This is a genomic window from Herminiimonas sp. CN (assembly GCF_000622895.1).
Lineage (GTDB): Bacteria > Pseudomonadota > Gammaproteobacteria > Burkholderiales > Burkholderiaceae_D > AVCC01.
Genome location: NZ_AVCC01000002.1, coordinates 1 through 12008, shown reverse-complemented (window position 1 = coordinate 12008; position 12008 = coordinate 1). Strand labels below are relative to the sequence as shown.

The window sequence follows — 12008 nt, the reverse complement described above, 5'->3', positions numbered from 1 at the left end:
TCGCAATTCGACGAACTAATTAGCGACGACACTCTCTAATGATACTGTTATCCGCCTTTAGCACTCGCTCACGGAGAGTGCTAATATACCGACGGGGATGGTCAAAAATACCGTCAGGCAAGCTCTAGATCAGTAAAGCAAGGAGAAAAAATGCAATTACCATCCGCTCAATCTGTCGCACCGGCATTGGCTACCAATGGCAATAATGCGCTTGCGCTGGGATTTACGGGTAGTTTGGGCAATATCGACGCTTACATTTCGGCCGTGAATCGTCTGCCGCTGTTGAGCCATGAAGAAGAAGTATCGCTGGCGCGCCGCCTGCGCGAGCAAAACGATCTGGCTGCAGCACAAGGCTTGGTGCTGTCGCATTTGCGTCTGGTGGTATCGATTGCACGCGGCTATCTGGGTTACGGCCTGCCGCACGCCGACCTGATCCAGGAAGGCAACATCGGCCTGATGAAAGCGGTCAAGCGTTTCGACCCCGACCAGGGCGTGCGCCTGGTGTCGTACGCGATGCACTGGATCAAGGCCGAGATGCACGAATACATCCTGAAAAACTGGCGGCTGGTCAAGGTGGCCACCACCAAGGCCCAGCGCAAGCTGTTTTTCAACCTGCGCAGCCACAAGGAAGGCCTGGACGCGATGACGCCGACCCAGGTCGATACGCTGGCCAAGACCCTGAACGTCAAGCCCGAAGAAGTCATCGAGATGGAAACCCGCCTGACCGGACGCGACATCGCGCTGGAAGCGCCGACCGACGATGAAGACGACAAGTTCGCGCCGATCGCCTACCTGTCGTCCGACACCAGCGAGCCGACCAGGGTGCTGGAAGCGCAGCAAACCGACCGCCTGCACTCCGAGGGCTTGGAAACCGCACTGGGCAAACTCGATCCCCGTTCGCGCCGGATCGTCGAAGCGCGCTGGCTGGCCAACGACGACGGCTCGGGCGCTACGCTGCACGCGCTGGCCGACGAATTCGGTGTCTCGGCCGAGCGCATCCGTCAGATTGAAGCGGTTGCGCTGAAGAAGATGAAAGGCGCGCTGGCCGCCTACGTCTGATCACCGGCACTGCTTCACCCATGAAAAAAGCGCTCCTCCGAGCGCTTTTTCTTATTTGAGCAGCAGCTTCAAGTCGCTGGCAATCGGCGCCGCTCCCTGCCCGTGCCGGATGAACAGGCGAATCCGGCCCTGCGGATCGAACACGTAACTGCCGGCGGTGTGATCCATCGTGTAGCTGCCCGGCTCCTTGCCCGGCACCTTCTGATAAAAAATGCGGAACTCCCTGGCCACTTTTTCGGTGGCCGCCCGGTCGCCGACCAGACCCAGGAAGCGCGGATCGAACGCCGGCACATATTGCGACAGCAACGCCTGCGTGTCGCGCTCCGGATCAATCGTCACGAACAGCACCTGCACCCGGTCCGACAACGGACCCAGCTCCTGCATCACGCTGGCCATTTCCGCCATGGTGGTCGGGCATACGTCCGGACACTGGGTATAGCCAAAGAACATCACCACTGCCTTGCCCTTGAAATCGGCCAGCGTGCGAGCCTTGCCGTGATGGTCGGTCAATGCAAAATCTTTGGCGTAATCAATGCCGGTGACGTCGGTGTTCTGAAACGCAGGCTTGCCCGAAGCAACCATGCGCTGCAAGCGTTCCGGCAGCGGCTTGTCGCCGCAGGCGGTCAATCCAAGGGTGGCGGCAAAAAGAGTAATCAGGGTACATAAGGTAAAGGATAAACGCATGGATTCAGAATAAAAAATAGTGATCGAGCAACAAGGCGGCAAAGAGCAGCGACAGGTAAATAATCGAATAGGCAAAAGTCTTGCGCGCCAGCAGGTCATTGTAATGACGGTGCATGCGCCACGCGTACCGCAGAAAGATCGCGCCTAATATCAGTGCGCAGAACAGATAAATCAGGCCGCTCATGCGCACTGCATACGGCATGGTGGAGGTGGCGACCAGCACGATCGTATACAGCCAGACGTGAAAGCCGGTGAATTCCAGACCGTGCGTGATCGGCAGCATCGGCAGGCCCGACTTTGCGTAATCGTCGCGCCGGTACATCGCCAGCGCCCAGAAATGCGGCGGCGTCCAGACGAAAATAATCAACACCAGCAACCATGCCTGCATCGGCACGTCGTTGGCGATCGCGGCCCAGCCGAGCGCCGGCGGCATCGCGCCGGACAAGCCGCCGATCACGATGTTTTGCGGCGTGGCCGGCTTCAGGATGATGGTGTAGATCACCGCATAACCGACGAAGGTGGCGAAAGTCAGCCACATCGTCAGCGGGTTGACCAGGCTATATAGCACCAGCATGCCGATGCCGCCCAGAACGCCGGCGAACACCAGCGTTTGCGGCGCCGTGATGCTGCCGTTGGCCATCGGTCGGCGCGCGGTGCGCGCCATGCGCGAATCGATTTCGCGCTCGACCAGGCAGTTGACCGCGAACGCCGCGCCTGCCAGCAGCCAGATGCCGGCTGTCGCAGCGATCACGACTTTCCAGTCCGGCAAATCCGGGGTGGCGAGAAACATCCCGATCACCGAGCAAAACACCGCCAGCTGCGTCACCCGCGGCTTGGTCAGCGCCAGATATTGCGCAAGGCGGTTGTGAGCAGCGATAAGGGTTGCCATGAGTCTGATTTCAAAAGGATGATGACCGCATAAGCGCCGCGCCGGTCAAGGCCGAAGAAGCACCCGACGTCTGGCAGTTTAGCATCACCAGCAATATCACGAGCAGCGCCGCGCCGCCGTTATGCAGCACTGCAATCGCCAGCGGCCAGTTCAGGAATATGGTCGCAATGCCGGTGACGCATTGCAGACCTACGGCAATCAGCAGCCAGCGTGCGCTGCGGCGCAAGGCGGTAATTTGCACAGCCCGATATCCGACCCAGGCAATGCAGGCGACGACGATGAAGGCAAAACTGCGATGCACCCAATGGACCGCGGTCAGGGCTGGGAACGGCAAGTAGTCGCCGACGGCAGTCTTGCCCAGATGTCGCCACAGCGTGAAGCCGTGCCTGAAATCCATCTGTGGCATCAGCACGCCGTGGCACAGCGGAAAGTCGGCGCAGGCCAGCGCCGCGTAGTTGGTGCTGACCCAGCCGCCCAGCGCAATCTGCAAGAACAGCAGCGCCAGCGCAGCGCCGGCCGGCCGGCGCAGTGCAGCCGCGCGCGCATCCGGCGCGATCGGCGTACTGTGTCGCGTTGCCAGCCAGGTCAGCAAGGCCAGCAGAGTCATGCCGAGCAACAGATGGGTGGTGACGATCACCGGCTGCAGCTTCAAAGTCACGGTCCAGGCGCCAAACGCACCCTGCAGGCAGACGAAAAACAGCAGCCAGGTCGGCAGGCCGGGACGCGCAGCAGCCGGCCTGCGCCCGGATGTGAACCACCAGCGCCAGGCAATCGCCATCAGCGCAATGATCAGAACCCCGACACCCATCGCCAGGTAACGGTGCACCATTTCGATCCAGGCTTTTAGCACGGTCACCGGACCACCCGGCATCAAAACCTGGGCCGCATGGATATCGGCATGCGCCAGGAATGGATTGGCCTCGCCATAACAGCCCGGCCAGTCGGGACAGCCCAGGCCGGAATCGGTCAGGCGCGTAAAGGCGCCGAACATGATCAGGTCGAATGTCAGGAAAACCGTCGTCCAGGCCAGTTTGCGGTATTTGTTCGCGTCAACCGAAACCCAGACCAGCGTCAGCGGCAGCAACGCCGCCAGCAGCCCCATGATCGCAAGTTGAATCAGCATAATTCCGGGCTAACCTATGGCCGACGCCTTCAGCAGCTTGGCCAGATCCTTCTTGATCCTGCTCGGGTCGGCATCTTTCGGATAGCGCATCATCAGATTGCCCAACGGATCGATCAGGTAGATATGATCGGAAACCAGCGCACCCTGCTCTACCGGCAGCCAGGCTTGCAGGGCTTGCGGCGGCACGCGCAAATAGCGCATGCCGTCGTATTCGTGCAGCAGCATGGTTTCGGGCGGCTGGTCGTCGGTAATCAGCCAGACGCGCTCGATGCGATCCATTTCCTTGCCTTGCGCCAGCCGCAACTGGCGCATGTCATTCAGACGTTTCCGGCAATCCGTCCGGCAGTCGGCGTCGTTGACCTGCACCATCAGCCACTTGCCCTGATAGTCCTGCAGGGAAAGCCGGGAGCCATCGAGCCCGGTGCTGGCCAGCGCCGGTATCGGATACTTGCGCGGGTCCAGCAACGTGCCATAGTTGGTGCGGCTGGATGGCTTGATCACGTAATACGTGAAGTAGGATGCGACCAGCGGCGCAGCGCACACTGCCAGCACCAGGAATAATTTGCCGCGTCCCGCGCGTTTTTGCTGCTGCTCACGCTTTTGCTGATTTTGTTCCACGTCGAAATCCTGTCGCCACAAAAAATAGAAATGCCATCGCGCTCAAAGCAAACCACTGAAACGCATAACCCCGATGCCTGTCGATGCCGCTTGACGGCTGCGGCCAGTTCCGCACCAAGCCATCCGGCAGCGCGCTCGACTGCTCCAGCACGAACGGCTGCAGCTGCAAGCCGCTGGCTTGCGCAAAGCCGGCAACCTCCAGATTCTGCAGGATGGCGCCCGGGCGCACCGCATCCTGTTGTCCGAGCTGCAATAGCCGGCCCGGATTGCCCCGGGCCACGCCCTGCACCGTAATCATGCCGGCGGGTGTCGGTATTGCCGGTAATTTTTTCCGGTCGGCCGGATTGCGCGGCAGCCAGCCGCGCGCAATCAATACGTGCATCTTCGAACCGGCGATCCTGAATGGCATCAAGACATACAAGCCGGCCACGCCTTGGTAAGGGCGGTTGTCCAGATACACCGGCCAATTGGGGAGAAATTCTCCGCTGACGCTGATTCTGCGGTATTCAACCTCATCTATCCTGAGCGGGCGCGCATCGACGAGCAGCAGCGGCGAAGCCGCGCGCTGCGCCAACTGGGCGGCGATCGCCTGCTTTTCCGCCGCGCGCCGGGTTTGCCACTGCCCGGCCGCAATCCCGACCGCCATCAGGAGCAAGGTTGCAACGAATGGAACCGGCCGGAAGCGAAACCATATAGACATTACAATGTCACCTTACAGCAGGCCGCGCCAGAGGCTGCCTGCCTCCCGCAATTCGGAGTCTGTTTCATCTTTTCCCCATCATGAAAACAATCATCGCCATCGGATTCATCCTGATTATCGCGAGCCTCGCATCTGCGCTGGCATTCCTGATGAAGGACAAGGGAAAAAGCAATCGCACTGTGACTGCACTGGCACTGCGGGTCGGACTCTCGATCGCGTTATTTGCGCTTTTATTGACAGCCCATTACTTCGGTCTGATACAACCGACCGGAATTCGCTAGCACTCCTGCTGCAGCAAGAAAAGTCACACCGAAGTACGGCCGTGTTCCAGGTTGCGCTACGTAGCCGCAATACAAGCAGCAAACCTTATAACCAGTAGATCACCACATACAGGCCAAGCCAGACCACATCCACGAAGTGCCAGTACCAGGCGGCGCCCTCAAAGGCAAAATGCTGCTGCGGCGTAAAGTGCCCTTTCAGGACGCGGTACAGCACAACCGACAGCATAATGGCACCCACCGTGACATGGAAGCCGTGAAAACCGGTAAGCAGGAAGAAGGTCGAGCCATAAATTCCGGAAGTCAGCTTCAGGTTCAGCTCGCTGTATGCATGCATGTATTCATAGGCCTGGAAACCGATGAACGTGGCGCCCAGCAGAATGGTCGCAAACAGCCACAACGCGGTCTTGGTGCGCTCGCCGGCGCGAATCGCATGATGCGCGATCGTGATTGTCACACCGGAGGTGAGAAGCAGTGCGGTGTTGATGGTCGGGATCGGGAACGGCCCCATGGCCTGGAATGGCTCGACTGTGCCGGCAGGGCCGGTATTGCCCCAGTGGGCACTGAAGTCCGGCCACAGCAGCTTGTGGTCCAGGTCACCGAGCCAGGGCATCGTGATGCTGCGCGCATAGAAAAGAGCGCCGAAAAATGCCGCGAAAAACATCACTTCCGAGAAAATGAACCAGCTCATGCTCCAGCGGAAGGAAGTATCGATGCGCTGGCTGTACAAGCCGCCTTCCGACTCGGCGATGGTGTCGCCGAACCATTTGTACAGGACCGCGATCACCATCAGGACGCCAGCGATGTTGACGTATGCCCCCCAAGGCAGATCATTGACCCAGGCTGAAGCACCGGCCATCGTGACCAAGAGCGCCACGCTTGCCAATAGCGGCCATCTTGATGGCCCCGGAACGAAATAATATGGAGCGCCGGACTGCACTTTAGCGTATTGAGAACTCATTTGCCTCTCCCGAACGAATATTGCAATTGCTATTTCGACACAACCACGTTAATGATAACGAGCAGCGTTGCTATGAAAATCAAGGCTCCGATAAGGCCGGCAATAATCACGTGCACAGGGTTCAGATGTGCCGCATCCTGTTCGTAATCGCTCTTTTTGCGTATCCCCAAAAACGACCAGAAGATCGCTTTCATGGTGGCAAGAAACGATGGCTTGCGCGATTTTTCCTGCTTTAGGTCCTGCATCGGCATCCTCTCAGATTGCTCTTCGTAACTAGCCGTTAACCTCGAAAAAGGTATAAGAGAGAGTAATTGTCTTCACGTTTTCGGGCAGTCCCGGGTCGATATAAAACACCACCGGCATTTGCCTTGCCTCATTCGGGCCCAGCGTTTGCTGCTGAAAGCAAAAACACTCCACCTTCTTGAAATGTGCTGCGGCCTGTTGCGGCGCATAACTCGGGATCGCCTGCGCATTGATGCTGCGGGCCCGGGTATTGACCACTTCATAAACGACTTGGGCCATTTCGCCCGGATGTACCTGCAAACTATTCACGACCGGCCGGAAGCGCCACGGTCCCTGCGCATTGGCATCGAACTCCACCGTGATGGTTCTGGTTGTATCCACTTGCGTGTTGCCGACCGCCTCCAGCCCGGCCTCTTTCGTGGTCAGGATGTTGATGCCGGTTACTTCGCAAATCTTTTTGTAAACCGGAATCAGCGCATAACCGAAGCCAAACATCAGGCCGGCAATCACCAGCAACTTGCCCAGCATTTGCCGGTTCAAGGATTTGTCAGGTGCTGGCTCGGCGTCGCCGCGGGTGCGCTTATCCATTTTCAGCGCAGCCAGAGCTGCCGGATGATCACACCGACGAAAAACACCAGGGCGACGGTTCCAAGTATCAATGCCGTTTTCAGGTTGTTCGGTTTTTTTGATTCTGACATCGAGCGCATCTGGCGGGCCTGTTCAGCCTGCCACCCATTTATTTAACGACCGGCGGCACTTCGAAGGTATGGAATGGCGCCGGACTAGGCACAGTCCATTCCAGGCCTTCTGCACCATCCCACGGCTTATCTGGCGCTTGCTTGCCGCCCCGGATAGTGGGAATCACGATTGCCAGCAGGAAGTACACCTGCATCAGGCCAAAGCCAAGGCCACCGATCGACACCACCATGTTGAAGTCGGTGAATTGCGCCGGATAATCTGCGTAACGACGCGGCATGCCAGCCAAGCCCAGGAAGTGCATCGGAAAGAAAGTGATATTGAACAGGATCAGCGAACCCCAGAAATGGATCTTGCCGCGCGTTTCGTTGTACATGAAGCCGGTCCATTTCGGGCTCCAGAAATAATAGCCGGCGAACATGGCAAACAGCGAACCGGCCACCAGCACATAGTGGAAGTGTGCCACCACGTAATAGGTATCCTGCAGCTGGATGTCGATCGGCGTCACTGCCAGAATCAGGCCGGTGAATCCGCCCATCGTGAACACGAAGATGAAGCCGATCGCAAACAGCATCGGCGTCTCGAAACTCATCGAGCCGCGCCACATGGTGGCAACCCAGTTGAACACCTTGACGCCGGTAGGCACCGAAATCAGCATCGTCGCGTACATGAAGAACAGTTGCGCGGTTACCGGCATGCCGGTGGTAAACATGTGATGGGCCCAGACCAGGAAGGACAGGATCGCAATCGATGCGGTCGCATATACCATCGATGCATAACCGAACAACGGCTTGCGGGCGAAGGCGGGGATGATGTGCGAAATGATCCCGAATGCCGGCAAAATCATGATGTAGACCTCGGGATGGCCGAAGAACCAGAAAATATGCTGGAACATTACCGGATCGCCGCCGCCGGCCGCATTGAAGAATGAAGTGCCGAAGTGGCGATCGGTCAGCGTCATCGTGACCGCACCCGCCAGCACCGGCATCACTGCAATCAGCAGATAGGCGGTAATCAGCCAGGTCCAGCAGAACATCGGCATTTTCATCAGCGTCATGCCGGGAGCGCGCATGTTCAGCACCGTGGTGATGATGTTGATCGCCCCCATGATCGACGATGCGCCCATGATATGCACGGCAAAAATCGCCATGTCCATGCCGGGGCCCATTTGCGTCGACAGCGGCGCATACATGGTCCAGCCGCCTGCGCTGGCGCCGCCCGGCACCAGGAATGACGTTACCAGCAGGATCGCTGCCGGCGGCAGCAGCCAGAACGAGAAATTGTTCATGCGCGCAAAAGCCATGTCGGAAGCGCCGATTTGCAGCGGAATCATCCAGTTGGCGAAGCCCACGAAGGCAGGCATGATGGCGCCGAAGATCATGATCAGGCCGTGCATCGTGGTCAGCTGGTTAAAGAATTCCGGCTTCATCAATTGCAGGCCCGGCTGGAACAGTTCGGCCCGGATGCCCATTGCCAGCACCCCGCCCACCATCAGCATGGTGAGCGAGAAAAACAGGTACAAAGTACCGATATCCTTGTGGTTGGTGGCATACAGCCAGCGACGCCAGCCGTGCGGATGGTTGTGCGCGTGCTCGTGAGAATGATCGGGTGCGCGATCGATTGCAGTTGTACTCATCTCAATATCCTAACGATTCCCGTTACTTGCGCGCAGCAAGAACTTCGGCTGGTTGAACAATGTTCTCATGGGCCTTGTTGGACCAGTTATTGCGCGTGTAAGTGATGGCCGCCGCAATGTCGGTGTCCGACAGCATCTTCCAGGATGGCATCACCTTCCCGCCATTCAGGACCAGTCTGATTTGATCAATTTTAGGCCCGGCCACCACTGCCGAACCATCCAGCGCAGGAAACGCCCCCGGCACGCCCTTGCCGGTAGCCTGATGGCAGCCGACGCAATTGGCGGCATACACCTGGGCGCCGCGCTGTTTGAGCTCATCCACGGTCCAGACCTTGTTCGGATCATCCGCCATGGCTGACTGCTCCTTGATCTTGGCGCCAGCCCACCTGGTGTATTCCTCGCCCGTCACGACTTTCACGACGATCGGCATGAAGGCGTGTTCCTTGCCGCACAATTCGGAGCACTGGCCGCGGTAGATGCCGGTTTTTTCCGCCTTGAACCAGGTATCGCGCACGAAGCCGGGAATCGCATCTTGCTTGACGCCGAACGCCGGCATCGCCCAGGAATGGATCACATCGTTGGCAGTGACGATGAGGCGAACCTTCTTGTTGACCGGAATCACCACTGCGTTATCGACTTCCAGCAGGTAATTGTCGTTCTTGATCCTGAGCGGATCGACGATTTGCACGCGTGGCGTGGACAAGCTGGAAAGAAAAGAAACGCCCTCGCCTTCGCCCTTGATGTAATCGTAGCCCCACTTCCATTGCATGCCGGTAGCCTTGATGGTGAGATCGGCGTTGGAAGTGTCCTTCATCGCCACCACGGTTTTGGTAGCCGGTAATGCCATGCCGATCACGATCAGGAACGGGATCACGGTCCAGGCGATTTCAACCGTTGTGCTCTCATGGAAACTGGCCGATTTGTGGCCCTTGGATTTGCGATGCTTGACGATGGAGTAGAGCATCACCGCGAACACTGCAAGGAAGATTGCCAGACAGATATACAGCATCAGGCTGTGCAGCGAGTATATCTCGCGTGCGATCTGCGTCACCGGCGGCTGCAAACCCAATTGCAGCACGGCCGGGCCACCTGGGCTATCGACTACCGCCCAGGACGGCAATCCTGCGGCCAGCAGCGTAGTGCCGACCACGAACGATTGCAGTCGCTTTGCATTTTTCATATGTCCCCCCGCCAACCTTAAATTGGAATTCTTATGATTATCGGACGCCAGAAAGCACCATTGTTACGCAAACTCAAGACTCTTGCATTCCGTCAAAAAACGGCCGGGTTCGAATTGCGCAGGGCGGTGCGTCATCGGCCGTTGCGCTGCACATGTTGGCCTGTGCGTTCCGGCTTCAGGACCCGAACCGAATACACCCCGGAGCCGCTTTATATTGGTAGAAGTATAAGTTGTAAAGCAAAAAATTATCAAGCGCTGACGCACGCAGGTGGGGTCGCGGACGCGCGATCAAGAAATTGGCAACGGTGCGTCTTGAGCGCCTGCGGTTTTGAAGTCGAAAAACACCGTCTTATTTCCGGTTCGGATTGGGTGAGATCCTGATGATGGATTCGCCGCTGCTGAGCGCGCTGGGAGCCGGCCTGAAGGCGTGGCCGTAAATGATCTCGAAGGTCAGCGGAATTTTGCCATCCGCCTGGCGCTGCGATTCCAGATGACCGACGATGCTGGACCAGTCGCCTTTGCCCAGCAGGCCGCGGCGCCGGGTTGACAACGGGTTGCCGCCCAGCGCGCGCACATCCGCCATCAGTTTTTCCACGTTGGCGTAGGTGACCGTGATGTGCTCCATGTCCATCACCGGGGTCGAGAATCCGGCCTCCACCAGCATGTCGCCCAAATCGTGCATATCGACGAACGGCAGTACGTGCGGCGCTGCATCGACGGCGGCGAACGCGGTGCGCAGCTCCTTGCAGGTGTCGGGACCGAAACAGGAAAACATCAGCAAGCCGTCCTGGCGCAGCACCCGGCGCCATTCGCTAAATACCCGATCCGGTTGCGGATGCCAATGCAGGGCCAGATTCGACCAGACCAGGTCGACTGCGCTCTGCGCCAGCGGCAGCCGGGCGAAGTCGGCGCACAGCAGCGATGCATCCAGTCCGGCGCCGGAGCCGCCCTTGCCGGGCAGGTATTTTGCCAGCAGCCGATTGACCGAAGACAGCGCGGCGGACAGCCGGCTCCTGGCTTCCAGCAGCATCGCGGCAGAGGCGTCCGCTCCCAGCACTTGCGCCTGGGCGAATTGTTTTTGCAGCAGCGCCAGATCACCGCCCGCGCCGCAGCCGGCGTCCAGCAGCCGTCGCGGCGTGATTTTTACCAGTTCCAGGCGCTCGAACATTCTGGCCGAAACTTCGCGGCGCAGGAAATCTGCATCGGCGACACGTTTTACTGAAGAAAACAGATGGCGCACCCGCTCCAGGTCTATCGGCGCGCTCAAACGGGGTTCGGAAGAGGAAGGTGTGGTCGTCACGGAAATATCGCTTCAGCAATGAGATAATCGGCGCTAGTTTACACGCTTGCAACATGCTTGAGGAACGCTGCGCCGCATGCAATCACGAATCCAACACTGGTCCCATCTGTTGCGCAGCCGCATGCTGTCGCTGCTGCCGTCCTGTTGCGCGCTGTGCGGTGCAGCGGCACCGGATGCGCTGTGCCGCGCCTGCCTGCTGCAGCATGGCGGCCGCCAGCAGCGGCGCTGCCTGCAATGCGCGTTGCTGCTGGCAAGCGGCGCGGCCGATACTGCGACCTGCGGCGCCTGCCTGAAAAGCCCTCCGGCGTTCGACGCCACAGTGGTGGCAGTGGATTACACGGCGCCGCTGGATCAGCTGGTGCTGGCGCTGAAATTCGGCAGCCGGCTGGCGCTGGCGCCGCTGTTTTCGGATATGCTGCGCGATGCGATGCTAAAGCAGCAGCGCAACTGCGCGCTTCCCGCGCTATTGACGGCGGTACCGCTGAGCCGGCAACGACTGACTGAGCGCGGCTTCAATCAGGCGCTGGAAATCGCCAAACCGCTGTCGCGCGCGCTGGGAATCGATCTGCTGCCGCAACTCGCATGCCGCCTGCACGATACCCGGGCGCAATCCATGCTGCATCTGCAAGAGCGCAAAAAAA

Annotated in this window: 15 protein-coding genes; 3 read left to right on the top strand and 12 right to left on the bottom strand. The window is 58.9% G+C overall.

What is annotated here, in order from left to right; translation table 11 throughout:
* The first annotated feature begins 150 nt into the window (after positions 1-150).
* Positions 151-1059, top strand: coding sequence for an RNA polymerase sigma factor RpoH (rpoH, locus tag HMCN_RS0100770; protein WP_051566650.1), 909 nt, complete (start codon positions 151-153; stop codon positions 1057-1059).
* Between the two features lie 51 nt (positions 1060-1110).
* On the opposite strand, the gene HMCN_RS0100765 is transcribed toward rpoH, so the two are convergent.
* From HMCN_RS0100765 to HMCN_RS0100745, 5 genes are read right to left on the bottom strand one after another with little or no spacing between them, the layout of a single operon-like run.
* Positions 1111-1743 carry an SCO family protein gene (locus HMCN_RS0100765; protein ID WP_025915575.1) on the bottom strand — a complete coding sequence of 211 codons (633 nt, stop codon included), beginning with the start codon at positions 1741-1743 and terminating at the stop codon, positions 1111-1113.
* A gap of 4 nt (positions 1744-1747) precedes the next feature.
* On the bottom strand, positions 1748-2632 hold the full coding sequence (cyoE, locus tag HMCN_RS0100760; protein WP_025915574.1) for a heme o synthase: 885 nt from the start codon (positions 2630-2632) through the stop codon (positions 1748-1750).
* Between the two features lie 10 nt (positions 2633-2642).
* The gene (locus HMCN_RS0100755) at positions 2643-3755 is read right to left on the bottom strand and encodes a heme A synthase (RefSeq protein WP_025915573.1); all 1113 of its coding nucleotides are present in this window, start codon (positions 3753-3755) and stop codon (positions 2643-2645) included.
* Between the two features lie 9 nt (positions 3756-3764).
* Positions 3765-4373: a cytochrome c oxidase subunit I gene (locus HMCN_RS0100750; protein ID WP_025915572.1), complete on the bottom strand. Its 609-nt coding sequence runs from the start codon at positions 4371-4373 to the stop codon at positions 3765-3767.
* Positions 4348-5073, bottom strand: a complete 726-nt coding sequence (locus HMCN_RS0100745; RefSeq protein WP_025915570.1) for an SURF1 family protein — start codon at positions 5071-5073, stop codon at positions 4348-4350. Before HMCN_RS0100745 ends, HMCN_RS0100750 begins: the two co-directional genes overlap by 26 nt.
* An 80-nt stretch (positions 5074-5153) precedes the next feature.
* On the opposite strand from HMCN_RS0100745, the gene HMCN_RS0100740 reads away from it, so the two are divergent.
* Entirely contained in the window at positions 5154-5354 is a 201-nt protein-coding gene (locus HMCN_RS0100740) for a twin transmembrane helix small protein (RefSeq protein ID WP_025915569.1), read from the top strand.
* 85 nt (positions 5355-5439) lie between these two features.
* Here HMCN_RS0100740 and HMCN_RS0100735 read toward each other — a convergent pair whose 3' ends face one another.
* From HMCN_RS0100735 to HMCN_RS0100705, 7 genes are all read right to left on the bottom strand, one after another.
* Positions 5440-6312 (bottom strand): cytochrome c oxidase subunit 3, encoded by an 873-nt coding sequence (locus tag HMCN_RS0100735; RefSeq protein ID WP_025915568.1) that lies wholly within the window; start codon positions 6310-6312, stop codon positions 5440-5442.
* Positions 6313-6341: 29 nt separating this feature from the next.
* Positions 6342-6557, bottom strand: a complete 216-nt coding sequence (locus tag HMCN_RS0100730) for a DUF2970 domain-containing protein (RefSeq protein WP_025915567.1) — start codon at positions 6555-6557, stop codon at positions 6342-6344.
* Between the two features lie 28 nt (positions 6558-6585).
* On the bottom strand, positions 6586-7143 hold the full coding sequence (locus HMCN_RS17000) for a cytochrome c oxidase assembly protein (RefSeq protein WP_035625213.1): 558 nt from the start codon (positions 7141-7143) through the stop codon (positions 6586-6588).
* A 2-nt stretch (positions 7144-7145) separates the two neighbouring features.
* Complete coding sequence (locus tag HMCN_RS19705; protein WP_238551890.1) at positions 7146-7253, bottom strand: cytochrome oxidase small assembly protein; 108 nt, start codon at positions 7251-7253, stop codon at positions 7146-7148.
* 38 nt (positions 7254-7291) lie between these two features.
* Positions 7292-8887 (bottom strand): cytochrome c oxidase subunit I, encoded by a 1596-nt coding sequence (ctaD, locus tag HMCN_RS0100715; protein WP_025915566.1) that lies wholly within the window; start codon positions 8885-8887, stop codon positions 7292-7294.
* 22 nt (positions 8888-8909) lie between these two features.
* Positions 8910-10067: a cytochrome c oxidase subunit II gene (gene coxB, locus HMCN_RS0100710; RefSeq protein WP_025915565.1), complete on the bottom strand. Its 1158-nt coding sequence runs from the start codon at positions 10065-10067 to the stop codon at positions 8910-8912.
* Between the two features lie 349 nt (positions 10068-10416).
* Positions 10417-11367 (bottom strand): methyltransferase domain-containing protein, encoded by a 951-nt coding sequence (locus HMCN_RS0100705; RefSeq protein WP_081801354.1) that lies wholly within the window; start codon positions 11365-11367, stop codon positions 10417-10419.
* A gap of 76 nt (positions 11368-11443) precedes the next feature.
* Here HMCN_RS0100705 and HMCN_RS0100700 point away from each other — a divergent pair.
* A partial coding sequence (locus HMCN_RS0100700; RefSeq protein WP_025915563.1) for a ComF family protein occupies positions 11444-12008 on the top strand: 565 nt, incomplete at its 3' end.